This is a genomic window from Pedobacter gandavensis (genome assembly GCF_014172405.1).
GTDB classification, from domain to species: domain Bacteria; phylum Bacteroidota; class Bacteroidia; order Sphingobacteriales; family Sphingobacteriaceae; genus Pedobacter; species Pedobacter gandavensis.
The window spans coordinates 580,433-605,577 of record NZ_WNXC01000001.1 but is presented as its reverse complement, the minus strand read 5'-3'; the positions used below and the strand labels follow the sequence as shown (position 1 = coordinate 605,577).

Here is a 25,145-nt window from a genome sequence, read left to right as displayed (position 1 = left end):
AGATTAGTTAGCGGCAATTTTTGGTGTTTTTTCATTGGGTACTTCCGGAACAATCGCATCACCGTCTTTTAGGATTTCAAATCCTTTAGAAACGATACGGTCACCAGATTTCAATCCTTCTTTTATAAGGTAGTTTGTTCCACTTGTTCCGATAACTTTAATCGGCTGTTTGGCTACTTTGTTGTGCTGATCAACCGTGTACACGAATACCTTATCTTGAACTTCGACGGTAGCCGATTGCGGAACCAGCATCGCATCTTGGTGCTCGAGACTCAGCCTTACTTTTCCAGTATTTCCAGATCTCAACAATCCTGATGCATTAGGAAAGCTTGCTCTAAGCGTAATTGACCCTGTGTTTTTGTCAAATTGCCCATCAATCATATCGATTTTACCTTGCTGCGCATACACGCTATTGTCGGACAAAACCAATGACACAGGTGCTAAATTTTTAAGATTTCCAGCAGTTGCCGATGGATATTTTGCTTTAAAGTTGACAAAGTCTGCTTCGCCCAAAGAAAAGTATACGCGTATTTCATGAACATCCGACAGGTTAGTCAGCGGTAATGGGTCTGATGGAGAAACTAAGCTTCCTTGTTTTTTAGGCAAACGACCGATGTAGCCGCTCACAGGCGCTTTAATTAAAGTATATCCCATGTTAATTTGAGCAGTTCCAACACTCGCTTTTGCTTGAGCAACATTTGCCAGCGCAATTTGATGCGCAGTTTTAGCCGTTTTCAATTGAAAATCTGAAACCACTTTGTTTTGTACCAAAGGAATTAACTTGTCGACTTCCAATTGTGCGTTTAATACCGCCGCTTCTGCTGCACGCTGATTCGCTTTGGCATTGTTCAACTGCTCCATAAAAGGAAGTGAATTGATTTTAAATAAAGGTTGTCCGGCATGAACAAGCGCACCTTCATTTACCAATACCTGCTCCAGAGCACCAGATACCTGTGGACGAATTTCCAAATCCACCGCTCCTTGTAAGGATGCCGGGTATTCTAGAAAAGTTGTTTCTGCAGTTTGACTGATGGAAACTACGGGTAAAGTCGGCGCAGGAGCGGCAATTTCTGTTGCCGGCTCAGCAGCGCATCCGAATAAAAATACGACTGTAGAGAGTAAAAGTATAGATTTCATAATGTACTGATTTGAGGGGTTAATAATTGGCGACTGGCCAATTGCTCCAGACGCAGAAATTGAGGGAGGGAAATATTCCATGATGTATTTGATTTAGAGTTTAAAAAACAGGCTTAAGTAATTTAACAGTGTTAGATAGTATTGGGTAATCGGTAAGTGCTTCATATCGGTTCATAATTTTAGGTGTAAATAACAGGTATAAGTAATTTAACAGCGTTAAATGCTTAACAATAGCCGACACTTGTTCAATAATGTGCCATTTTCATGGACAAATAACGGGTGTAAGTGATTTAACAGTGTTAAGTGACTGTGGACAAAAAAACGGATTGAATTAAATCCGTTTTGTATTCTAGATTAATGTTTTATTGCCGAGATTTTAATCATTAATATATTTTATAATTCCTTTAAGCGCATCTCTAAGGATATGTTGATTCGTCATATTGTCTGTTCCTTTACGTACAAAGTTGATGGAAATTAAACCATGTACAACAGACCAAAAGGTAAAATATTTCCTACAGACCAGATCATCATTGATCGGATCAGCAGTCATCAGTTCTTTGATGGTATCACAGATGATATTTGTGGTTGCTTCTGCTTCCGGAAATGCTTTCATCACCTCGCAACAACTCATATCCACGCCATACATCAATTGGTACAGCTCTTTGTATTTAAAAGCAAAATCCCAATAAGCCATCCACATCGCCTCTAATTGATCCTGAGGGAGTTCATGTTGAACTTTAGCTGCTTTTAATTCCTGAAAGAGTATAATGTATCCTTTCCTGGTTAATTCCAGTAAAATCCCCTCTTTATTTGCAAAATACTCATAAATAATGGGTGCAGTATACTCAATCTTATCGGCAATTTTTCTCATGCTGAGCGACTGCCAACCATCTTCCTTCACAATTTCTAAGGCAGCATCCAATATATTGAGTCTTGTGTCCTCTTTTAACCGTTGTATGCGTTCTTTACTGCCCATGCTTTAAAAATAAAATAGTGTAAATAATCTAACACTGTTAAGCAAATGTAATTAGTTGTCTTGAGAATCGCATCATTAATTTGTCAAATACTGGAAATCCGGCTTTGAAAGGATTAAGAGCCGGATTTTTTTGATCAATTATTAAATAGAGTTTTTGTTTTATTTTGGATTCTTGGAGTAAACTCCAGCCTTGATTCTTTTTATTTAGCTGGAATTACCAAATGATTTGGCAAACCTGTCAAATCATTTGGTAGCTTATCGAATCATTTGAATAAATGCGTTGAGGTCTGGTCTTTGTAATTCTAGGTTTCCTCTTAATCTTGCAGTTCCATTCCCTGCTTGAGCTGCTGTAATTTCAAAATGTGTAAAAGGTGCGATCCAGCTATTTAATAAAGGAAACAGTTGCTGAACTTTAATCTCTTTTAAATCAGCGGAAGCAAAAAAGAAATTCTGATTACCCTCATTAGCCAAAGCAATTTTTGAGGAAGAACCGATTTCATTCTCCACCGTTGTAAGGCTTATGGGATCATTTTTCAGCGTACTCAGTTGCCAAATAGGATCTTGCTGACTGCTAAAGACCTGGTACAATGGAAATACTTCTTTATTCAACTGATCATCTACAAGAATGACTTGTCTTTCTCTCAAATAAGTCGTTAATTCTCCCGTTTTAGCTAATATGCTGACTTTCAAATGCGGTACAATCACCTTTTTCAATTGAACAGTAGGTACTTTTTCAAAGTCATCATTATACTCATAAGTAATCAGAGAATCAATTTGTGTAATACCAGGGCCTATTTCTACTGCAGCAAAGCCTAGATAGGATTTCAACAAAGTCGCTGATTGAAGGGAAATCCCATTTAGGGATAGCTCTCCCGTTGTTTTCGTTGTTCCTGCTGCAGCTATTCCTGATAGATTAGCCAGCCAAGACGGGCTAAAGCCTGCATTTATCCAGATGCTTATTAAAGAATTATCGGCAAATTTAATAGAAGAATGAGGTTGAGTAGGAATTTCTAGTCCCTCCGTTGGAAAAAGACCATCGATCTCAACACCTCCATCTTTAAAATTAACCTCACCGGTATATGCTGTTGTTGTCCAACTCAAATGACCTTTTGCCTTTTTCAGAGCCAGCATAAGCGGAGCCGCATCCTCCATCCTGTTTTTCTGATCCAGAATATCGTTCAATTCCTCCATTACTGATTCTCTTTTGAAAGAATATGCAATGGCTAAAATCTTTCTATCATAAGCAACTGTGATTTTACGATCTGCAGAAGTCCCGACAATCTGCTCTGCCCCCTCTTCTATTGCTGATTCTTGACGCCCACTTACTCCTGTACGATCTCCCTTAGTTGTTGCCCTGAAATCTTTGATCTTCAAAACCCGCTTTAAATAGGCGTTTAAGCCAGTGGTATCCCCTAAAGCCAAACTTGAGTAAAGACTGCTTGGAGCCCCGGTATTAAGCGAGTAGAAAAAGATGTTGGCCGGAATAGAGAAGCCGGGTCTGCGCACTCCTTTTTCATTATTTTTTAAATAATAGCCAGGGTTACCAATAAAATCAGTAGCCATGGTGCTCAGTAAACCATCCACGTTCAACTTAAAAACCACATGCGCATTTTTAGCAATAATCTGGTTATAAGAGTGGGACTCCCGAAATTTCAAGTACCCATAAACAGAAATCAGCAACAATAGAATTATTGTTGCTGATATTTTCATTATTAATTTCATTAGAATGCGATTACTTTTGAAGATCCTCTGTGATAGACATCAAGTATTTCAATGCATTTTTTTGACCCCTAGGAATGTCCATACTAATCTCAGCAGCAAACGTATTGCCTTTCATAGGGAAAGATCGGATATAAATATCACCCAATGCGCTTAGCGTTTTATTGGTTTTTTCCACTTGCGTTAATCTACCCAATGTTTCTGCTGGTATTTTACCAGACAATTTTTTAGGACTAAAATAAGCCGCATAATTATTTCCCAATAGCGCCTTCTTGTGTTTAGCACTCAATTTTGCGGTAAAAGTATTGTTCACAATCTGCTGTATCTCTTGTCCATTAGTAGTCAAAAAGATCACCCCATCTTTAATGGTAAAATAAAGTGCCATCGGACTTTTAGGAATAGAAACCTCATAGTAGTTATTGTGATTCTTTAGCAGTTCTTTCTTAACTCCATAGGCGATCAATTTGTCCATCAAACGGGTATCCTCAGTAGAAATCATCATCAGAAAGTCTGGCAAAGTTTCTTTCTTTGTTTTCATCACCTCTTTCGTCTCAAAGTTGTCCTCATTATAATCATAAGATTTATAAGCAACCTCTTTTTGTGATAAGCCGTTGAATACAAATATTCCGTCTCCTTTAATCACTTTTCCAATCGCTTCCTCATCTAATAGCAAAGAAAATAAATCAGTGGCCATGCCTATTTCATCTGAATAAACTGAGCCGTAAATTTTAGAAATCAGTTTAGGATATTCCTGTAAATAGGCTTTTGTATCCATCGCATAAGCCATGTAACCGATCATTTGATCCTCATTTACATATTTCATGAATTTCTTATTCAGCTTTCTTTTGTGAACTTTTCTCAGCACGTTACCCATATCTTCACTAAAAGTCATCGCTGAACTCATACGGATGGATTGGTCTTCCAGGAAAAGCTTGGCATTAGCCGCACCATAACCGCCCATGAAATTAACCCCTTTGAAGTAATCTAAAGGTAAATAAGCACTTGTTAACTTTTCCAATCCAGAAATCCAGATCGTCGCTTCAGCTTTATGATCAACGCTTTTATTAAAGTCTGCATTATTTAGAATAGAGCCTTGGTTTTTACCCGCAAAAAAATCAGCACTCATTTTTGCTGTCCATTTTGCCATTATTGCCCTTTTTATTCTCAAATCGCTGAAGAAAGGACTATTTGAATTATCATTGTTATCAGCATAAGCCGTATCTACAACCACGGTGTCTGAAGACATATCTGATTCAAAAGTTGCAGGTGCTTCCTCCGAAGTTGACACTTCCATTTCGGCGGTTTCTTCTTTCGGTAGGGCTACTTTCTTTTTTGTCAGGTTCTTTTTTCCTACTTTCTTCTTACTGTTTTTTCCTGCTGATTTCTTTCCTTTCAGCTTCGTTTTTTTTGATCTATGCTTAACAGCAGTTGATTTTTTTTGTTTAACCGGTTTTGCAACTACAAGTTCTTCTTGTTCATCAACAACTTCCATAGCCTCTGTTACATCCACAGCGGCAGAGTCTGCCATCACTGCATCATTGGCATTTTCCGGAGCATACAGGTTGCTCTCTTCCTCAGTAGATAAACCAAGGCGTTCACGCACTTCAGGGCGCTTGAAATAAGCAGATTTTTCAATAGGAATTACAGACAATAACATCTCAGCATTCCAGTGAACAGCTTCCGTAGAATCTACATTGAAATAAGATCTTACCTGATCTTTAACAGTAAATATCTTCCCGCGTTTTGAAAAGAAAAGATCTATTTTCGCCGCGTCCTTAACAGGTAATAAGAAACAGTTATAACTTACACTGTCGCTACTTTGATTGTAATAAAAGAAATCCGAAGACAGGTTAAAACCGAAGTCTTCCATGCCTGGAAAATCAGCTATATGATCTTTAGCAAGTCCTTCCAACATTTTTTTTCCAAGAAAACTCTGGTTAAATTCACTTACAGACATTAATTCGGTTAAGTTTCCTCCTCTGAGTGTAGCTACAGCAAGTGCATCAGCAGGGATTTTACGGGAAAGGTCTTGCGCATTTACTGCAATCGAACCCAATAAGAAAGATCCGGCAATTGCAGATTTAAAATAGTAATTCATGTTTTGTATAGGTGTTTTTAATAGATAGTAGATGTAAGATAAGTCAAATCATTATTTAGCCAGGCTGATTTGATTGGTGATATTGGTTTTTCCATTGATTAGACCCATTATCCCTACATTTAACATCACTGCTTTTTTTGTCTTTGACACTTTAGCTAGTGGGTTTACGCTGCTTTCAACTGGTTTTTCAAAGCGATAGATACTCGTGTAACTGGCTTCTTTGAACACGTTTTTAACTTCCGGTTTCAACTTATTATACTCGATTAAGGCTTCTTTTGTATGGGTATAACGGCGTTGAAAAATGCCAGTTTCGGGATTAAAACTATAAGAAGAATTGTTGATCGCTTTAATTTTCATCTTCTTCAACACGTTTTGATTGACGTTATTGATATTAGCTATGTTTTTAAAAGCAAAGCTTATGGTGGCTATGTAATTCTCAAAATCTAATGTCTTTTTCACATTGCTAATTCCTGGAGCGGATCTCAAATAAACCACAGCCTCTTCCATTTCTTTCTGAATGGTCTGTTTACTGGGAACTTTATAACCATTTACGCTATCCAAAAGCATCAAAGAAGCTACCTTAGTTTTGCTGGCACTTAGATTCACAGTCAAGTTAACGGTGCCTGAGCCATTATTCGCCACATTTATCTCTTCAATAATCTGAAAACAGGAGGAAAAAACACATAAAACGAGTATTAATAAAAAGTATCGCGCCTTTCTCTTTAACATATCTCCAGCAAGCATAATTAAATATATAATTTCCCAAAGATATAATTTACTGGGAACAATCCGGTCTATTGACGAGGAATGAGCTGGTCAAACACTAAAAAATCACAGAATAAGCCAATCATTTAAATGATTTGAGTACTTCATTTAAAAGGTACTCTTTTGGGTCTGAGGCATATTCCCAAAACATGACACCAGCCATACGATGCGCATTCACATAGTTACATTTTTCCCGTACTGACCATTCATCGTCATAAGTAATTAAGGTTTGAGTATCTGAATTGTACAGATAAGATGCCTTGGCATCATTATCCTTATAAGCAACAAAGCCCTTCTTATTGGTCAGACTGTCTTTGATCTTTGTATACCCACTTCCAAATTCTCCTTTAATATAAGTCGCGCCCAATCCTGTAGCACTTCCCTCCGCTACCTTGCTATTTCTGCCATAAAACGCAATGCCCATCACCAATTTCGAAATAGGAACGCCTGCATCAACAAAAGCTTTAATTGCTTTGTCTGCGGAATTATCCGATTGGTAAAGCTTGGAAGGATATAAATTAGTATGATGACCAGCTATTTTACCAGAATAGTAATCATAAGTCATCAGGTTCACATAGTCCAGATACTTTGCTGCCTGATCCATTTCAGTATGCAATAAGAAATCTGAAAATCCCCCCACAGCGGTGGTCAATAATTTCTTTTGATTAGTTTCCCTTTCCAGGATGTCCAGTTCTTTTCTGAGTGCTGCAAACATTAACGTGAAATTGCGCTTATCTTCAGGTCGATAAACATTGCCAACCTCTCCTGGCCTTCCTGGATATTCCCAATCTATATCTACCCCATCCAATCGGTATTTTCTTATGATATTTACTGCACTCGAGGCAAATTCAGCTCTGGAAGTATCCGTCAATACCGCATCTGAAAAGTTCTTACTCCAGGCCCATCCGCCAATGGAAATAAGAATTTTAAGCGAAGGGTTTTTCCTTTTTAACAATAACAGCTTTCTGAAATTTACCGTATCCGTTTTTTCATTGGTCAAAAAAGCACGGTTTCCCTGAACATCCACAAAAGCATAATTGATATGGGTTAACTTTTCAGGAGAGATTCCATCCGTATTCACCAAACCCCTAAATCCACCAACATAACCGATCACCACCTTTCCAGGATCAGTTTTTTGATATTCAATTTTCATAGAACCGAAAAACAAAACCAATAAGAATAAACCGAGCGCTTTTTTCATTTGAATACAATTAAATGATTTCTTATTATAAAGATATTAAAGATCAGGGGAAAAATAGAATGGTCAAAATAATCCAGCGGAAAAGAATCACCGTCTTGCGGATAAATAAAAAAAGATTCCCTTATCTCCTCTAATAATCGCATTTTAGCCTTTATATATAAATTGGTATGAACAACAGTATCACATTGAGGGATATTGCAAGGGCCCTGAACCTCTCAACTTCCACCATTTCTAAGGCTTTAAATGACAGCTATGAAATTGGGGAAGAAACTAAAAAAAAGGTGATTGCTTATGCAACCGAACACCATTATGTTCCAAATCGGATGGCCAAAGGCCTAAAGCAAGGAAAAAGCAGATCAATTGGTGTGGTGGTGTGTTCCTTAGACAATAACTTTGTGGCGCAAATGCTAGATGGGATCGATAAGGTTAGTACAGACAAATCGTATCAAATCATCATTATGCAAAGCAAGGAATCCCAAAAACAGGAAATAGCCTGTATCGACCTGCTTTATTCTGGTGGAATAGACGGCCTACTCATTTCTCCAGCTTGTGAAACTACCGACTTTAGTTACCTTAAAAACCTACAGGAATCAGGTCTTCCGATGGTATTATTCGACCGCCTAACCGACCAGATTGACACGCATAAAGTAGGCGCGGATAACTTTAAAGGTGCGTATGATGCCACCATGCACCTCATAAATAACGGTTATAAAAGAATTGCACACCTCAATACCAACACCAAACTCAGCATATCTACGGATAGATTAAATGGCTACAAACAAGCGCTATCAGATCAAATGATATCATTTAATCCAACCTATCTTCGTTCCTGCGATTATACCGATTCTCATAAACTAAATGAGGATCTTGAAGAGGCAATTCAATATTACATGTCGCTACCAGAACCGCCAGATGCCATTTTTACGGCTACCGATCAGATTACGACCAGATGCCTTTCTTTGTTAAATAAACTCGGTTACCATATCCCTAAAGACTTGGCTTTGATTGGATTCACCAATACAGAACTGGCCGATGCAATGAACCCTTCGTTGAGTACTATACACCAGCCAGCCTTTGAAATCGGACAGCTTGCTGCCGAAAAATTAATATCCTTGATAGAACAGAAACATAAAGAAGTAGATTTTGAAACCATCAAACTGGAGACACAAATTCTGGTTCGTGCCTCTACTCAAACAGTACCCACTTCCAACTGAAAAACTAATAGTTCCCAGTAATTCCGAGTTCCAATCCGCGTAATTCTGCTAGTCCACGTAAGCGGCCAATGGCAGAATAACCGGGATTCGTGTGTCTGGCCAAATCATCCAACATCTGGTGACCATGGTCAGGGCGAAAAGGAATTGGCAATGCTCTTAAAGCATTCTCTGCCACAATTGCCTTCATTACTTCATACATATTTACATCCCCGCCAAGATGGTCTGCTTCAAAGAAATTACCTTCCTCATCTTTGGTCACATTCCTCAAGTGTAGGAAATGAACTCTCGATTTTACTGCTTCAAAGATCTCTGGCAGATTGTTGTTTAGTCCTGCCCCCAAAGAACCGGTACAAAAACAAATCCCATTGAAGTCCAAATTTACACTATCAATAATATATACCAGGTCTTCTTTCGTGCTCGCAATACGTGGTAAACCAAGAATTGGATATGGTGGATCATCTGGATGAATGGTCATTTTGATTCCTTCCGACTCACATACTTCCGAAATCCCCTTTAAAAACCAGATCAGATTTTCTTTCAATCCCTCTGTACCAATCTCTTTATACTCGTCAATGCTATTCTGCAAAGCCTCCAGCTCAATTTCTTTCTCATTAGGGATGCCCATCAAGACATTAATCCTCAATAATTCTAATGCTGATGCAGTCATTTCAGAATGCCTTAACGTAGCTCTTTCTCTAATTTTTTCTGGATAATCTCCTGCAGCACCTTCCCTTTTCAAAATAAAGAGGTCAAATACAGCAAGGTCTGTCCAGTTAAAATAAAGCGCTTTTGAACCATCCGTCATGGTCAGGTCCAACTGTGTGCGCGTCCAGTCTAACACCGGCATAAAATTGTAGCACACTGTTTTAATCCCACAAGAAGCCAGATTTCTCAGGGTCTCGTTGTAATTAGCAAGGTATACATCTGCATCTTTACGTCTTGTTTTTATCGCCTCATGAACAGGTACACTCTCCACTACGGCCCAATGTAAGCCTGAAGCTTCAATAATTGATTTTCTTTCCAGAATATCGGCTACCGGCCATACTGCTCCATGAGGAATGTGGTGTAAAGCGGTAACGATTCCCGTGGCTCCTGCTTGTTTTACATCCGATAAGCTTACCGGATCTGATGGCCCATACCAGCGCCAAGTTTGCAATAATTTATGATTATTTTTATCCATTTTTTATACGCCGCTATAGGCATTAAATCCACCATCTACTAATATAGTCTCTCCATTTACAAAGGCAGAAGCATCACTCAATAAATAGATCAAGGTTCCGTTCAATTCTTCCGGATTCCCTAATCTACCAAAAGGAGTATGATTTACAAAGCGCTGAGCACGATCTGTATAGGAACCATCAGGATTGGTGAGTAAGGAACGATTCTGCTCCGTCAGAAACACCCCTGGCGCAAGTGCATTCACCCTAACACGGTCGCCATAACGTTGTGCCAGCTCAACTGCCATCCATTTTGTATACCCTTCTATTGCATTTTTCCCCAAGGTATAACCTAAAACTCTGGTCAAAGGGCGTTGTGCCGCTAAAGAGGAGATATTAACAATAGAGCCTTTTCCCTTTTCCGCGATCACCCTACCAAATACATGTGTAGGTAATACCGTACCAAAAAGATTCAATTCTACTGCTTTCTGTGTATCTGCAATATTGGTATCAAATATGTTTTGATCGGGCCCAATCGTTGCACCAGGAATATTACCACCTGCAGCATTTACCAATCCATCTATCGTGCCCCATGCATTAAGAATTTGTGTTCTTGCGGAAATCAATGCTTTTTCATCCAATACATCGGTGATGACCGCCATGGCTTCCCCACCATTTATGGTGATCGCTTTCACGCGCTCGTTTGCTTTTTCTTCATTTCTACCTAAAATAGCAACTTTCGCCCCTGCAGCAGCCACAGCTAACGCAAATGACTCGCCCAAAACACCGGTTGCACCGGTAATTACAATCACCTTATTTTCTAATGAAAACAGATCTTTGCCCTTCATACTTTATGATTATATAGGTTAAATACTAGAATCAATGTTAAGGAAATTAAACATTGAATGCCGCCGAATATCTTTAAATATTTACGATAACGATTGCGTTTTTAGGCAACCAGAGCAATTAGTTCGGGAATACGAATAAAAATGTGGCACGTAAAAAAGAAAACTTAAAAACTAATGGTGAAAGTATGTTGACCAGCTCCATAGGCATAAGTCATGCTAAAACCATAAAGGTTGCAAATTTGCCGGGAGATGGCCAGGCCCAGCCCCAGCCCATCAGAAGAGGCTGTTTTATTGAAGCGTTCAAAAGTTCTGGCTCCATCTAAAGCCATTGTTATTCCGGTATTCTTGAAAACCAATTGACTGGCGTTCAGGATGACCTCTATATGGCCAGGTTTGACGTTGTGACGGATAGCGTTACTAATCAAATTGTTAAACAGAATATCAGCAAGATACTTACTCATCAACACTTCCTTATCAGTCAACTGTGTGGAGACCATAATCTCCGCAGACTGCAATAACTCCTGAAACTGTCTCAACTTCTGTTCGATCAATGGTTTTAAATGAATTGGTTCTTCATTCTTGATCATATTGTTTTCGATCTTCGCCAATAATAACAAAGAATGATTTAATCGAGAGAGTCTCCCGACTGCCATATAAATATCTTCTATCAACTCTCCTTGTTGGTCACTAAACCCTTCTGTTTGCAGCAAGGTATCTAATTTAGAATTGATCACTGCGAGTGGCGTCATCATCTCATGAGCCGCATTATCTGTAAAAGATTTCAATTCCTTATAATCTTCTTTTACACGCTGCGACATTAACAATACAGCCTGATTCAATTCTACAAACTCATCAATCTTACTTTGCTCCACTTTCACCTCATTTCTACCAGTCAGGTTAAAAGCTTTCATTTGATCCAGGATATGATAAAATGGCTTCCATAAGCTGTTTAACAAAAACCTATTCACCAGAAAAAGTGTCAGTAACAATAAGATGATAATCAGCAAACTGATCAGAAAAATAATGCGTACCAGGTCTTCTGCTTCCAGCCTAGATTTAGTCACACTCACCTCAAAGACCTGATCGTTCACTTTCATAAACGTCGTCAGACTTCTTCCGGGCTCTTTTTCATGTTCTTTTTCATTCAGATAAACACTATTCCCAAAACTCCTACCCGTTGTATCTGATGGATTCACCAACCGGTAACTCACCTTTTGATCGTGAAAATCTCCGGCCAAGGGGAGCTTATGGTACTTTTCTGCATAGGCTCGGATTTCCTCTTCTTCAATTCGAAGATCCCGATCCAGTTTCTCCGTCAAAATAAAATGGATAACCACATAATAAATTACTCCGGTAGATAATAAAACCAAGAGTGACACCAATATATTTACCCGATTATACCGACTGGAGAGTTTCATATGTTCTCAAACTTATAGCCCACACCATACATAGACTTGATATAATCTTTGCACCCTGCTTCAACCAGTTTTTTCCGTAGATTCTTAATGTGCGTATAAATAAAATCAAAATCATCCGACAAATCAATTTCATCCCCCCACAAATGCTCAGCTATAGCATTCTTGGTCACGACCTTGCGCTGATTAGCTGTAAAATACACCAGCAAATCAAACTCCTTTTTGGTTAAGTTCAGCATCCGGTCTTTTACCGTCACTTTCATAGCGATGGTATCAATACTAATTTCATTAAAAATAATGGTACTATTGCCATCAAAACTTTTCCTACGCACAATGGCGGTCACACGTGCCTGTAGTTCGGATAAATGGAAAGGTTTCACCAGATAATCATCAGCCCCTAGATTTAAACCATCCACTTTATCATCCAGCGAATGTCTGGCAGAGATGATCAATACCCCATCTTTCTTATTCAATTTCTTTAGTGCACGTAGAATTTCCATCCCTTCTCCACCAGGTAAAGTTAGGTCTAATAAAATGCAGTCATATTGGTAAAGGCTAATCTTCTCCATTGCAGATTGAAAATCTACAGCCAGTTCACAGATATTTCCTTCTGCACTAAAATAAGTAAGGATACTTTCACGGAGCGACTGCTCATCTTCAATTAATAGTAATTTCATTAAATAAGGTATGCTAGATGGCTTTTAAGTTAATAATTATTATTGATGAAGTCCGCCGTTCTTAAAAAGATCATAAGCAGTCTGATAATTTGCAATGGCTTCTTTTACCACATTTCCAGAGAAGTTTTTTGGAATCTGCTCGTTTTTCTGTTGGTTATATCGGTAGGTTTCTACCTTTTGCTGAGGGCTTAAAATTACTAAGCTGTCCTTTTTAAGATAAGCCAACTTTTGATAAGTTCCCAAAAACGTTCTTGGCACGTAAGATTTATCTAATACATCTTTTCCGAAGATATTACTTTCATAACTCCAGCCCATTAAATTAAATAATGTCGGATAAAGATCTATTTGAGAACATAAAGGAGTAATTTCATTACCCTTTGCCGCTGATAAATCCATTTTTCCAAGCAAGTTTGCGCTTCCTTTGAGCTTCTGGCTTTTCAGTTTATCAACGGGTAAATTCAGCACGATACAAGGTATATGATATTTACTGATGTCGATTTCATTCGTTCCAGCACTACTTGCACAGTGGTCAGCTACAATAATCACAACAGTATTTTTGAACCAGGGTTTAGTGCTCGCTACGCGCAGAAATTTCCCAATGGCATAATCTGTATACCTCAACGCTCCATTTCTACCTGTCCCTGAAGGAATATCAATTTCTCCACTTGGATAGGTAAATGGACGATGATTTGAAGTGGTCATCACGAAGCTATAAAATGGTTTTCCTTCTTTAAACTGGCGATCAGAGCCATTAATCACTGCGGAGTACAAGTCCTCATCGCTAATACCCCAGGCATTTTCAAAATGCACTTGATCATCGGTAATGATGGTTCGCTTGGTTAAGTAATTATCCCCGGCCATCACCTTTCTGCCACGGTCAATAATGTCATAACCATTACTCCCAAAATACTGATTCATATTGTCAAAATAACCATCCCCACCATAGTAGAAGCTCCGATGATATCCTGCTTTTTCAAAAATATTCCCTATAGTAGTTAAACTGTCATTATTCGGGCGTCTCACAATGCTACTGCCGGGAGTTGGTGGAATTGCCAATGAAAGTGCTTCCATCCCTCTTACCGTTCTAGTTCCAGTGGAATACATATTGGTAAACAATAAATTCGTATCCGCTAAAGAATCGAGAATTGGTGTTAGGCCTTCCTTATTCCCAAAATGCGCCATAAAATCAGCGCTTAAACTCTCCACCGTAATCATGATGACATTCGGCTTATATGGCGTTCCATTTCCACTAATTTCTCTTTTTATACTCGCCCCAGGCGCCAGGAAAAGACTGTTATTTTCCTGAAGTGATGACCTGATGATGCGATATGCTTCCGGTTCATCTAACATTTTATAGAAATGATTATAATTCAGCTCATTGTTCTTAAAAGCAGAAAATATCGAATAAATTCCTGCTTTCGCCAGCTCATTGTGGTAACGATTTGCCCCTTCTTCCGCCCAGGAATTGGGAACAAAAAAACCGTAAAAAAGGCAGGTTAGCAAAATCATCGAAGATATAACCCCTCTCTTTTTAAAAGAAGTATCTGACTGAAAATGAATTTTAAATGCACCCAATTTAACAAAACCAAACAACAACAATAGACTAATCAATACCACCCCACCAATTAACAACGGTAAAGGATAAGATTCATTGATATTGTGGATCACCTCGTACGTATAAACCAGATAATCTACGGCGATAAAATTAAAGCGACTTTCAAATTCTTGCCAAAAAGTAAGTTCTGCAAAAAATGAGAACATGGCAATCACAGTCATTAAAAATAAAACCGAATAGCTAAGAAAAACATTAAACCAGGATTTGATCCAACGTTGAGGCAAAAAGCATAAATAAAGGGCGTAGAACAACACCAGAAACATGGCCACCCCAAAGTCGTAGACTAAACCCTGACCCAGGATACGAAGGATAGAAAGAACAGTAAAATTTGTTTTTTCTAATGTAGCAACCATCAATCCAAGACGAATCAGGAACGACCCGGCAATAAAGGTTGCTACATAAGAAAAAAGCACACTGTACCTTGATTTAAACAGAAAGGAAAGGCTCATAAAAACTATAAAGTATAGTCAAAGATATGCCCTTATTCTGTAGTAAAACTGAAGATAAAACAGGAAGTATCAGTGTCTTTAACCTCCCCCAGAAAAGACCAACATTAACCAAAACAAATGACTAATAATCAGCGATTTAAAAAGAAAATAAAGACACCGAAGCTTACAGACTCTCTAAAGATTAAGCATTTTTATTGCGCTGATCTTCTTTATCATATAAATCAATCAGTTTACTTTGCAAACGGATCACAGAACTCTCCAATTGACTGATTTTCTCTTTCAATTGTTCGATAATCTGGATGTGTTCACTTACACCTTCTTCCCCAACATCAAGAAACTCTCTTAAGCTCAATCCGTGTACTTCAGCGATCTGATTGATGCGGCTAAAGTTCGGATCAGTAATACTGGTTTCCAATTTTGAGTATGCTGGAATTGAGATATCCAACAGATCGGCCATCGCTTTTTGGTTGACCCCTTTTTTTTGACGTAAAATTCTAAATTTCTCCCCTAATGTTTTCATAATGAATATTATTATTTTTTAATAACCCCTAATTGAAATAAATTTAAGAAATATTAAATATAATATTATCATATTATTACAAAATTTTGAAATTAATAATTGAAACCGCTTTTCGATACTAAAAATATTAGTAAAAAACCCACATAAAAGAGGTTAGTTTTCCGATGTTTTTTTACGCTTTAAAGGGCAAAAAAACATCGGAAAAACACTTGGCAACAGCCAGGTAAATCACTGCTCATTAGCAAGATAAGGCGGTTTACTTTTTAGTCTGTCTAAAGATAAAAGCACCCAACATTAATGCTACTGCCAAGCCTGATAAGCCGGGAAAAAGAATAAATAAATAAAATACCCCAGCAACGACAGCTAAAGCCACAATGAATAGAAATCCTTGTAAAAAAGACTCCATTTTAAAAGCTGCGATCAAAGCGAACAACAAAAACGTTAAAGCAAGAATGGTTAAAAACATATACAAAGATGCGTTTCCAATGTTAAGTTAACGTTAAGAAAATCGTTTTCCTTGCTTTTTTTTGTCAAAAAAAAGGAGCAGATATGAAAAATAACACTGCTCCTTTTATGAAAATATGAAGATTGAGGGTTTAGCAATTCCGGAGAATTTTGAGACTAAATTAATTCAGCTTCAAAATCCCCCAAAAGGACTGCTAAAATTCAATAAGATTAATAATCGTCGTTTAATGCGAAAATTGGTTTTCTGGTCATCCAGCTTCCACTGGTAAAATCAGGGAAATCAACAGTTTCATTTCCTAATTCTATAGACTGCTCACTTAATGGCGTAATTGCGCTCCATGCTGCTGCATCATAAACATCCATTGGGGTAGGCTCGTTTCTTTTTGCTGCTTCAATGAAAGCATGAATTACGAAGAAGTCCATACCACCATGTCCGGCACCTTGGGCATCATTACCATATTTTTTCCAAAGTGGGTGATCATATTTATCTAACCAGGCTGCAGCAGGATCCCATTGGTGAGGCTTGCTTACACCTTCTACATATACGCTCTTGTTAACATCCATCCACAGACCTTTAGTTCCCTGAACTCTGAAACCAATAGAATATGGTCTAGGAAGGTTAGTATCATGTTGCAGGATGATCGTCTCACCGTTTGCACAGTCAATTGTAGTTGTCACGATATCTCCTAAACGGAAGTTTACTTTTGCATTTGGATGGTTCTCGCCACCTTTCTCCACAATATAATTATGTAGACCTCTTGATTTAGTTGCAAAAGAGTTCAGTTTTAGGAATTTATTACCTCTGTTGATGTTGATACAATGAGCAACCGGACCAATACCGTGTGTTGGGTATAAGTCACCATTACGGTGTACCGAATGATTGGTTCTCCATTTTGCTTCAGAGAAACCTTTCTCATTAAACTCTACACCACCACCATATGGTTTTTTACCATCGTTAAATTTAACCTCTCTAAGGTCATGTTGGTATCCACCTTGTAAATGCATGATTTCACCAAACACCCCTTGACGTACCATATTTAAAGCAGCTAAAACATCTCTTCTGTAACAAACGTTTTCTAACATCATCACATGAGCATTGTGTTTTTCTGCCGCTTGTACTACATCCCAGTGGTCCTGAAGGGTAATACCTAACATGACTTCAGTAGCTACATATTTAATACCAGCTTCCATAGATTTAATGATCATTGGCTTGTGTAATTCCCATGGCGTAGAAATCACAACAGCTTTTAGTCCTTTTGTTTCCAAAAGTTTCTTCCAGGCATTTTCATCACCAGTATAAATCTTAGGCATCGCTTTACCTGATTTTGCAATCAGTGCTTTTGCAGAATTTAACATAACGTCATCTACATCACAGATCGCAACTAAATCTACATCATCTCTCTTTAATAAAAGATCAAGGTGATTTTGGCCTCTCATTCCCACTCCAATCATTGCTACCTTAATCTTTTCACCCTTGGTGCTCGCAAAAATTGATTGCTCAGGTAAAACCGTTATAGCCGCGGCAGTGATGCCGCTATTTCTAACAAATTGTCTTCTATTCATAATATTCAGTTCATTATATATGTTCGGTTCAAAAGTATCGCTTTTATGGCATACCACACGCGATTTATCGATTACAAGGTATAGACTATATCCAAAACCCTCGCAGATTAAGCTTCAAAAACTACACGCAAACGTTTGATATTTGGATTTTTTATACCTTATAAATAAGATACCCACATAAAACCTGACCTTTTCAGTATTTGTAACAATTTCATGATCGTTACAACAAAGAATTACGACATGATTTAACAAAACACCCGCATTAGGCCCGATAAAATGGGATTTTCATCAAACAAACACCCCTTAAAACACAAAATCAGGCTTATATTTCCAAACAAACGTTTGCGCATATTTTAGACCTAAGCGTCAAACAATTGGGTTTTATGCGAATTGTTTTTTCAAAATAATTGAAGGTTATTGAAAGTTTATGCCAATATTTGAACATCATGTCTGATAAACCAACCACGATAAAAGAAATAGCCAAAATACTTAAGATTTCGGTTTCTACCGTTTCAAGGGCTTTAAATGACCATTCCAGTATCGGTTTAACAACAAAGATGAGGGTCAAAAAGCTAGCGACAGAGCTAAATTATGAACCGAATCAGAAAGCCATCCAATTTTTACAGGGAAAGTCACATATTATAGGTGTGATTTTACCAGAATTATCTGAATCTTTCTTTTCTACTGCCATTAGTGGCATTGAAGATGTTGCCTACAAAAGAAACTATACCGTACTACTTGCACAATCGCACGATGATGCGGACCGCGAGAAACTATTGGTTGAAAAAATGAAAACTCAACGTGTGGATGGATTATTGGTTTCTGTTTCTAAAACAACCAGTACCTACGAACATTTTGAAGTGTTTAAGAAACTGAATATTCCTGTTGTATTCTTTGACCGTATCCCCCCCATTAAAGACATTCACTATGTGGCTTCTAACTTGGAAAACGGCACCTATGAAGCCGTGAACTTTTTGTTAAAGAAAGGACACCGCACCATTGGAATGATCAATGGCCCTACCACACTGGTAGCCAGTCATGAGAGAAAAGAGGGATATATCAAAGCTATGATCTCTAACCGCCTAAAATTCGACCCCTCTTTAATTGTCAGCTGTGACCTTTCCGAAAGCGGCACAATTGAAGTGATGAACACCATGCTCAACCACAGACGTAAACCGACTGCCATCGTTACCTTTAACGATTATGTCGCTTTATTTGCCATGAGATATACACGATCACTGGAATTGGAAGGAATCGACTTTGTCAGCTACGCCAATCTGCCGATCATTAATTACATGGATTATACGCCTATTGCCTCTGTAGAACAGTTTCCTTATAAACAAGGTAAGAAAGCAGCAGATATCCTCATCGACCTGATCAACAGACCAAAAAATGAAACTGGCACCGAACAGGCTTACTTTAACGTAGTTGTGGAATCTGAACTGATTATTCCGAATCCTAAGTAATTTTGCGCAAACGTTTGCTCAATGGTTTTGATCACATAAATAATTACGTTTGAATTTGTAACCAATTTTGAAAAGACGCATGTTCGAAAATATTTTACCATTGTATGGCCTGAATTCTGATGACACAACTGTTAACCTATTTGGCGATGGCCTCATAAACCATACTTGGAAAGTAACTGCCGCTGAGCAAAGCTATATCCTGCAAAAGGTAAATACAGATGTATTTAAAGAGCCATCAAATATTGATAAAAACTTAAGTCTGTTAAAAGACTTTTTAAATAAGAAAGACCCGGAATACCTATTTGTATCGCCTGTAAAGGCTTTGTCTGGCGAATCTCTACTAGATACACCATCCGGATACTTCCGCATGACGCCATTTGTAGAAGGCTCAATTTCTTTAAATGCCCTGACTAAAAGAGAAGAAGCTTATGAAGCAGCCAAACAATTTGGAAAATTCTCTGGTCTGTTGGCAGATTTTGACGCTTCCACATTAAACATCACCATCCCTGACTTCCATAACCTGAGCTTAAGGTATGAGCAGTTCAAAACTGCCTGTGCCAATGCAAATCCAGAACGTTTGGAGCAAGCAAAAGAGTATGTTGATTTCATCAATGAGCATAAAAGCATTGTGAATACCTATTTGGATATTGTAGCCAATGACGAAGTTCCTTTGAGGGTGATTCACCACGATACAAAGATCAACAACGTACTTTTTGATGCCAATAACAAAGGAATCTGTGTTATTGACCTGGATACCGTAATGCCAGGCTATTTCATCAGTGATGTGGGTGATATGATGAGAACCTATTTATGTGCTGCAAGTGAAGAAGAAACTGATTTGACAAAAATTAGCATTAGAAAAGACTTCTTTAAGGCCATTTATGAAGGATATATGGAAGAAATGGCTGCTGTATTGAGTGAGACTGAAAAACAGTATTTTACTTATGCAGGAAAGTTCATTATCTACATGCAGGCGATTCGCTTCCTGGCAGATCACCTACAGAATGACATCTATTATGGTGCTAAATATGAAGGTCATAATTTTAACAGAGCAATTAATCAAATCGCCCTGTTAAAAGAATATTTAAAAATGGAAGAAGAGTTTACAACTCCCCTTTCTTCAATGAAAGAACAGCATAATCAACCGCACGCGCTGTAAGTGCCATATAAGTTAATGATGGGTTTTGTGTTGACGTAGAAGTCATGCAAGCCCCATCAGTAACGAATACATTCTTGCAATCGTGTAGTTGATTCCATTTGTTTAATACAGAAGTCTTAGGATCATGTCCCATTCTTGCCCCCCCCATCTCATGGATGTCTAATCCTGGAGCTTGTCCAGCATCATCTGCCTTGATGTTTTTAAATCCAGCTTCCGTAAACATTTCAGTCATCTGCTCCAGATAATCCTTTTTCATTTTTGCATCATTGTCGTCGTACTCAACAGAGATTCTTAACAGTGGAATTCCCCAGGCATCTTTTTTCTCCGTGTCCAACTTCACATAATTGCTCTCTTTAGGAATGGTTTCTCCCATCATATGGGAACCTACCTGCCAGGGACCTAGATTCTTGCTGAGCAACTGCGCTTTTAGGTCAGCCCCCATACCAGAAGTATCTCTTTCCGTACTTCTGTAGGCCTGAAATCCAGCCGCATAACCACGTTTAAAGTTGGTTTCCTGCTTTAATAGATTTCTAAATCTAGGAATGTAACCTCCACCAGCAGGGTTCCTACCGTCGGTAGAAAACTCTTTCAACCCATCGTATTCCGCATTAATTCTTGCACTATAATTGTGGAAAGCCACATATTTACCTAGCGTTCCACTATCATTCCCAAGACCATTTGGAAAACGGGAAGAGATAGAATTCAATAAGATCAAGTTGGTGTTGATCGCAGCAGCATTTACAAAAATCACTTTCGCATAATATTCAGTTACCTCCTTAGTATTGGTATCAATGACACGTACCCCGGAGGCTTTACCTAATTTTTCATCATAAATCACTGATTCTACTACAGAAAATGGCTTTAGTGTTAGGTTTCCTGTTTTTTGTGCCCAAGGTAAAGTAGAAGAGTTGCTACTGAAATAACCGCCAAAAGGACAACCCCGCTGACATAAATTACGGTTCTGACACTTTCCTCTACCCTGATCAAAATGCACCTGTTTGGGTTGAGATAAGTGTGCACATCTGGCACTGATTACATGACGTCCTTCATACTTTTCCCTCATGGTATTTTTGAAGTAATCTTCTACCGCATTCAGTGGAAAAGCAGGCAGAAAATCGCCATCTGGCAAAGAAACTAAACCATCTTTGTTACCTGAGATCCCCGCAAACTGTTCAACGTAAGTGTACCAGGAATCAAGGTCTTTGTGCCTAATTGGCCAGTCCACCGCAAAACCATCGCGCTTTGGACCTTCAAAATCAAGATCGCTCCAACGTTGGGTTTGTCTGGCCCAAAGTAGTGATTTCCCACCCACCTGGTACCCACGAATCCAGTCGAAAGGCTTCTCTTGTACATAAGGGTGTTCCTTGTCTTTCACGAAAAAGTGCATGGCATCTTCCCGGAAAGCATAACATTTGCTCACCACCGGATTGTCCTTCTTAATGGCCAAAGTCAATTCTCCACGATGTTCAAATTCATAAGGATATTTATTGGTTGTCGGATAATCAACAATGTGTTTCACATCTTTCCCTCGTTCCAGCACCAAGGTTTTCAACCCCTTTTCTGTAAATTCTTTGGCTGCCCAGCCACCGCTAATCCCTGAGCCAATGACAATGGCATCATAGCTACGTTCTTTTATACTATCTATATTCAGATTTGACATGTGCGCTGTTAATTAAGCTGATTTAACCCGAAAATAACCATTGTACCTACCTGGAACGAGTTCCCAAATCAGGAGGTTACTCATCACATACTTCGAATTCAGATACCCACCGATTGTTCTTGACTTCATGATGTTGTAGAATTTGGAGACCTCTTCCGAGATTCCAGATTTTCCAGTATTCGCATCCGATACCAATTGGGCGAGCCCTTTGCCCTCATGGCCTTCAAAAGTTTTCAGTCCTGCAAGAAATTGCTGCTGATCGACCGGTTCATAACAATCGTCCAGCATCTTTAATACAAAAAGGTGGAGATTTAGGTCTTTTGCCCCTGAGGTGTCAGTTTTAGGAATAATCAGCTCGGCAATCTCGGCCAGCAGTTTTTCCTGTGTGGCAGAAATATCGAGGTTTTTAAGCGGAATGGAGACTTTCCCTTCCTCTCTTAAACAAGAAGGCAATAATGCCATTCCCCCTGCAAATATCAATACCTGTTTTATGGCTAATCGTCTATTCATGGTTCATTTTGTGGCGCTAAAATAATCCAAAATTTGGAACTCTCCTAAGCCTATTTATAAGGTGGTTAATTTCAATTGATCCGCTTAATTCACCAGGAAATGAGCAATCCGGCAAGCATTTCCTTTACTATTTTCATTTTTTGTTTTGCTGATTTTCAATTTAACTTGGTGCTTGCCATCTTTTAAATCACTACCCAGTAAAAGATACCAAGGTAAATGAAGCGATTTGCTCCATTGCGTATATAAATCAATTTGTTTTTCTGAACCACCATCTATTGAATAATTCAGAATCCCTGCATCTGGTCCAGAAACGATCGAAATTCCAATGGCATTTCCTTTAAAATCGAGACTTAATTCCGCGTCTGATTCAGTGCTCAATAACATAGGAATATGTACAAAGCCCTTCCGGGTACTTTTCCCATCTTCGGGTTTCCAATCCTGCACCAATGACCAGCCGCTCATGATCTTTGAATTCTCAATACCTACATAATGTCCATTTGAAAAACTTCCACTAATCAATTGAGCTGGTAACTTGCTTTTAGTTTTTTTATTCCTGCTGGCATCGTCTAGCATTCGTTGTATAGCTTTAAAGTAAAGTTCCTGCCCAAATTCCGAAGGATGTAAATCTTTAAAGTCCTTTTCCCAGCTAAATTCCTGATTGGCTATTCGATCTCTCACCGCTTTTGCAAGGTTAATAGAAGGCAATCCATAATGTGCAGCCACCAATTCATGGTTACTTACAGATACCGGAATTCCCCCTTCATTATACCGCTTTGTTTTATCAGGATCCGCAAAAGACATGAGGACGATATCCATTTGCGGATAACTTAATTTAGCCTGCCTAACGATCCCCTCCAATGAACGAACCTGCGTTAGGCTATCTGTGCCGTTGACCTCATCATTTACAGCTGCCTCCAGAAATAACAGGTCTACCTTTCCGGAATCCAGCACATCATGTTTCAATCGAAAAGCATGAGGCAAGCTGCCTAATGATGGAATCCCTGCTGCAATAAAATGGAACTTTGTTTTTGGAAAACGGCTTTGTAAATCGGCCTCGACTTTATTTCTCCAGCCATGATTGTAGGTAATTGATCCGCCCAAAAAAGCGACTGTTGCGATTTTCTGCTCCTGAAATGCTTTAAGCGCATTACCTATACCGGCTCTTTGCTGAATGAAGTTTCCATCATCCAATACCTTTACCTGAGCATATCCCATTACGATACTGCACAGCAAACTGCTGCAAAAACAAAAAAACGCTTTACTCATAAATTTTCAGGAATTATTCCGCTATTAAGATAGGAATTTAATGACTTGGATCATACTGATAAACAACCTGGTATGGAGTACTTTTTAATTTCGCAGAAATTGTTCCAATCGGAAGGTCTTCTTTCTGAGGAGTAGGCTCGCATACTGAATACAACTTGCCATTATATAAAATCGCATCCCCTATTGGCTGGCTAAACTGCACCCCCATAGTGATATGGGTCGGATAAAGCATCGCGATCATAGGCAAATTATAAATTTCTTTGACCAGGTAGAAAAACAACGCCACACGGTCATCACAATCGCTATGGCTGGCAAATAAGGTCTCCTCCGGTGAGAGCCGTTTCTCTGCCCCAAAATTATCTTCATCATCCTGATAAAGAAAAGCATAGCGTGTGAATCTCATTAAGTAATCCACCCCTTTTTTTTGACTCATCCCCTGGGTGTTTTTTTTCAGCAAGGGAATTAATGAACTATAAGTCTCTTTGCTCAAAGGAATATTAAAATAAGTTTCAAAATTTACTCCTGGATAATTGGCAAAAATGGCTTCTACATCTTTACTCAACTTCACATTAAAATGATATGCTTTATGTTTATAAACAAACTCCAGTTTCTTTTCCTCATAGTTCTCCGGCTTGAAATCAGGTAATTTTGTGACTTTGTAAGAGAAAGATTTTGTGGCTTCCGGCACAATAATCTGTACTGGGACCGGAGGATCAAGGTTGAGGTCTGCTTTAGGATAATCATGATAATTTAAACACATGAATTTCCTTTGATCAACCATGAAAAATGGAATATCGGAAATATCTTCATCATTGAACACGTAAAAGATGATCCTATCCCGACTTAACGCCAAACGGGCATCATAACCTGATTTCGCTAACAAAAACCATTTGTAGAGGGTATAACGGCTGTAATTGATTGCTTTTGGACTCAGCTCCTCTGCTGTTTTCCGAATCAACTGGTAGTACAACCAATCGTTAAGCTCCTCTTTTTTTTTGTATGCTAAAAGAGAATCCAGGACAGGTTGATAAGCTCCGGAGTTTAAACATAGATAAGCTTGTTTAATCGCAGCGGCTGAAAGGACCGGTGCAGGTACGACAATAGAAGTATCGAATATCGTATAGAATACTCCTCCATAAAATTCAAATGAAACAGCACGCTTGTGCTGGCCATAACTGGTACTTAGTGTCAATAGCAGTAATAAAGTTCCGAATATTCTTAAGAGATGGCCCATAACTAAGGATTGCTTCCTATTAAATATACGT

At 38.6% G+C, this 25,145-nt stretch carries 20 protein-coding genes; 3 read left to right on the top strand and 17 right to left on the bottom strand.

Annotated elements, in window-relative coordinates:
• Positions 1-3: 3 nt before the first annotated feature.
• The 6 genes from GM920_RS02325 to GM920_RS02300 form a co-directional block, all read right to left on the bottom strand.
• A complete protein-coding gene (locus GM920_RS02325) occupies positions 4-1,137 on the bottom strand; it encodes an efflux RND transporter periplasmic adaptor subunit (protein ID WP_182953048.1) in 1,134 nt (377 codons plus the stop codon).
• A gap of 376 nt (positions 1,138-1,513) precedes the next feature.
• Positions 1,514-2,113: a TetR/AcrR family transcriptional regulator gene (locus GM920_RS02320; protein WP_182953046.1), complete on the bottom strand. Its 600-nt coding sequence runs from the start codon at positions 2,111-2,113 to the stop codon at positions 1,514-1,516.
• Between the two features lie 255 nt (positions 2,114-2,368).
• A complete protein-coding gene (locus GM920_RS02315) occupies positions 2,369-3,823 on the bottom strand; it encodes a hypothetical protein (protein ID WP_182953044.1) in 1,455 nt (484 codons plus the stop codon).
• A gap of 22 nt (positions 3,824-3,845) precedes the next feature.
• Positions 3,846-5,930 carry a hypothetical protein gene (locus GM920_RS02310; RefSeq protein WP_182953042.1) on the bottom strand — a complete coding sequence of 695 codons (2,085 nt, stop codon included), beginning with the start codon at positions 5,928-5,930 and terminating at the stop codon, positions 3,846-3,848.
• 51 nt (positions 5,931-5,981) lie between these two features.
• Positions 5,982-6,659, bottom strand: a complete 678-nt coding sequence (locus GM920_RS02305) for a hypothetical protein (protein ID WP_182953040.1) — start codon at positions 6,657-6,659, stop codon at positions 5,982-5,984.
• A 118-nt stretch (positions 6,660-6,777) separates the two neighbouring features.
• Complete coding sequence (locus tag GM920_RS02300; protein WP_182953038.1) at positions 6,778-7,896, bottom strand: glycoside hydrolase family 18 protein; 1,119 nt, start codon at positions 7,894-7,896, stop codon at positions 6,778-6,780.
• A gap of 167 nt (positions 7,897-8,063) precedes the next feature.
• Here GM920_RS02300 and GM920_RS02295 point away from each other — a divergent pair, with 167 nt between their 5' ends.
• Entirely contained in the window at positions 8,064-9,110 is a 1,047-nt protein-coding gene (locus GM920_RS02295; RefSeq protein WP_182953036.1) for a LacI family DNA-binding transcriptional regulator, read from the top strand.
• A 4-nt stretch (positions 9,111-9,114) separates the two neighbouring features.
• Here GM920_RS02295 and uxuA read toward each other — a convergent pair whose 3' ends face one another.
• The 7 genes from uxuA to GM920_RS02260 all read right to left on the bottom strand — a co-directional run bounded on the left by uxuA (position 9,115) and on the right by GM920_RS02260 (position 17,819).
• Complete coding sequence (gene uxuA / locus GM920_RS02290) at positions 9,115-10,290, bottom strand: mannonate dehydratase (RefSeq protein WP_182953035.1); 1,176 nt, start codon at positions 10,288-10,290, stop codon at positions 9,115-9,117.
• Between the two features lie 3 nt (positions 10,291-10,293).
• The gene (locus GM920_RS02285; RefSeq protein WP_182953033.1) at positions 10,294-11,115 is read right to left on the bottom strand and encodes an SDR family oxidoreductase; all 822 of its coding nucleotides are present in this window, start codon (positions 11,113-11,115) and stop codon (positions 10,294-10,296) included.
• A 164-nt stretch (positions 11,116-11,279) separates the two neighbouring features.
• The gene (locus GM920_RS02280; RefSeq protein WP_182953031.1) at positions 11,280-12,533 is read right to left on the bottom strand and encodes a sensor histidine kinase; all 1,254 of its coding nucleotides are present in this window, start codon (positions 12,531-12,533) and stop codon (positions 11,280-11,282) included.
• Positions 12,530-13,207, bottom strand: a complete 678-nt coding sequence (locus GM920_RS02275; RefSeq protein WP_182953029.1) for a response regulator transcription factor — start codon at positions 13,205-13,207, stop codon at positions 12,530-12,532. The genes GM920_RS02280 and GM920_RS02275 overlap by 4 nt, the downstream gene beginning before the upstream one ends.
• A 39-nt stretch (positions 13,208-13,246) precedes the next feature.
• A complete protein-coding gene (locus GM920_RS02270) occupies positions 13,247-15,271 on the bottom strand; it encodes an LTA synthase family protein (protein ID WP_182953027.1) in 2,025 nt (674 codons plus the stop codon).
• Positions 15,272-15,452: 181 nt separating this feature from the next.
• Complete coding sequence (locus GM920_RS02265) at positions 15,453-15,791, bottom strand: helix-turn-helix domain-containing protein (protein WP_062548871.1); 339 nt, start codon at positions 15,789-15,791, stop codon at positions 15,453-15,455.
• 675 nt (positions 15,792-16,466) lie between these two features.
• Positions 16,467-17,819 (bottom strand): Gfo/Idh/MocA family protein, encoded by a 1,353-nt coding sequence (locus tag GM920_RS02260; protein ID WP_182953025.1) that lies wholly within the window; start codon positions 17,817-17,819, stop codon positions 16,467-16,469.
• 446 nt (positions 17,820-18,265) lie between these two features.
• Between GM920_RS02260 and GM920_RS02255 the strand changes: the two genes are divergently transcribed.
• Both GM920_RS02255 and GM920_RS02250 read left to right on the top strand, forming a co-directional pair.
• Positions 18,266-19,285 (top strand): LacI family DNA-binding transcriptional regulator, encoded by a 1,020-nt coding sequence (locus GM920_RS02255; RefSeq protein WP_182953023.1) that lies wholly within the window; start codon positions 18,266-18,268, stop codon positions 19,283-19,285.
• A gap of 79 nt (positions 19,286-19,364) precedes the next feature.
• Positions 19,365-20,444, top strand: a complete 1,080-nt coding sequence (locus tag GM920_RS02250) for a phosphotransferase enzyme family protein (protein WP_182953021.1) — start codon at positions 19,365-19,367, stop codon at positions 20,442-20,444.
• Here the strand turns inward: GM920_RS02250 and GM920_RS02245 are convergent.
• The 4 genes from GM920_RS02245 to GM920_RS02230 all read right to left on the bottom strand — a co-directional run bounded on the left by GM920_RS02245 (position 20,389) and on the right by GM920_RS02230 (position 25,114).
• A complete protein-coding gene (locus GM920_RS02245) occupies positions 20,389-22,104 on the bottom strand; it encodes a GMC oxidoreductase (protein WP_182953020.1) in 1,716 nt (571 codons plus the stop codon). The genes GM920_RS02250 and GM920_RS02245 overlap by 56 nt on opposite strands.
• Before the next feature lie 12 nt (positions 22,105-22,116).
• A complete protein-coding gene (locus GM920_RS02240; RefSeq protein ID WP_182953019.1) occupies positions 22,117-22,614 on the bottom strand; it encodes a gluconate 2-dehydrogenase subunit 3 family protein in 498 nt (165 codons plus the stop codon).
• An 84-nt stretch (positions 22,615-22,698) separates the two neighbouring features.
• Positions 22,699-23,880 carry an SGNH/GDSL hydrolase family protein gene (locus GM920_RS02235; RefSeq protein ID WP_182953017.1) on the bottom strand — a complete coding sequence of 394 codons (1,182 nt, stop codon included), beginning with the start codon at positions 23,878-23,880 and terminating at the stop codon, positions 22,699-22,701.
• A gap of 37 nt (positions 23,881-23,917) precedes the next feature.
• Positions 23,918-25,114 carry a hypothetical protein gene (locus tag GM920_RS02230; protein ID WP_182953015.1) on the bottom strand — a complete coding sequence of 399 codons (1,197 nt, stop codon included), beginning with the start codon at positions 25,112-25,114 and terminating at the stop codon, positions 23,918-23,920.
• Positions 25,115-25,145 lie beyond the last annotated feature (31 nt).

Coding starts and splice junctions, on each gene's coding strand:
- GM920_RS02275 (WP_182953029.1), bottom strand. CDS start 13,207: ATGAAATTACTATTAATTGAAGATGAGCAGTCGCTCCGTGAAAGTATC.
- GM920_RS02305 (WP_182953040.1), bottom strand. CDS start 6,659: ATGTTAAAGAGAAAGGCGCGATACTTTTTATTAATACTCGTTTTATGT.
- GM920_RS02270 (WP_182953027.1), bottom strand. CDS start 15,271: ATGAGCCTTTCCTTTCTGTTTAAATCAAGGTACAGTGTGCTTTTTTCT.
- GM920_RS02295 (WP_182953036.1), top strand. CDS start 8,064: ATGAACAACAGTATCACATTGAGGGATATTGCAAGGGCCCTGAACCTC.
- uxuA (WP_182953035.1), bottom strand. CDS start 10,290: ATGGATAAAAATAATCATAAATTATTGCAAACTTGGCGCTGGTATGGG.
- GM920_RS02325 (WP_182953048.1), bottom strand. CDS start 1,137: ATGAAATCTATACTTTTACTCTCTACAGTCGTATTTTTATTCGGATGC.
- GM920_RS02255 (WP_182953023.1), top strand. CDS start 18,266: ATGTCTGATAAACCAACCACGATAAAAGAAATAGCCAAAATACTTAAG.
- GM920_RS02285 (WP_182953033.1), bottom strand. CDS start 11,115: ATGAAGGGCAAAGATCTGTTTTCATTAGAAAATAAGGTGATTGTAATT.
- GM920_RS02300 (WP_182953038.1), bottom strand. CDS start 7,896: ATGAAAAAAGCGCTCGGTTTATTCTTATTGGTTTTGTTTTTCGGTTCT.
- GM920_RS02320 (WP_182953046.1), bottom strand. CDS start 2,113: ATGGGCAGTAAAGAACGCATACAACGGTTAAAAGAGGACACAAGACTC.
- GM920_RS02240 (WP_182953019.1), bottom strand. CDS start 22,614: ATGAATAGACGATTAGCCATAAAACAGGTATTGATATTTGCAGGGGGA.
- GM920_RS02310 (WP_182953042.1), bottom strand. CDS start 5,930: ATGAATTACTATTTTAAATCTGCAATTGCCGGATCTTTCTTATTGGGT.
- GM920_RS02245 (WP_182953020.1), bottom strand. CDS start 22,104: ATGTCAAATCTGAATATAGATAGTATAAAAGAACGTAGCTATGATGCC.
- GM920_RS02250 (WP_182953021.1), top strand. CDS start 19,365: ATGTTCGAAAATATTTTACCATTGTATGGCCTGAATTCTGATGACACA.
- GM920_RS02280 (WP_182953031.1), bottom strand. CDS start 12,533: ATGAAACTCTCCAGTCGGTATAATCGGGTAAATATATTGGTGTCACTC.
- GM920_RS02260 (WP_182953025.1), bottom strand. CDS start 17,819: ATGAATAGAAGACAATTTGTTAGAAATAGCGGCATCACTGCCGCGGCT.
- GM920_RS02315 (WP_182953044.1), bottom strand. CDS start 3,823: ATGAAAATATCAGCAACAATAATTCTATTGTTGCTGATTTCTGTTTAT.
- GM920_RS02230 (WP_182953015.1), bottom strand. CDS start 25,114: ATGGGCCATCTCTTAAGAATATTCGGAACTTTATTACTGCTATTGACA.
- GM920_RS02265 (WP_062548871.1), bottom strand. CDS start 15,791: ATGAAAACATTAGGGGAGAAATTTAGAATTTTACGTCAAAAAAAAGGG.
- GM920_RS02235 (WP_182953017.1), bottom strand. CDS start 23,880: ATGAGTAAAGCGTTTTTTTGTTTTTGCAGCAGTTTGCTGTGCAGTATC.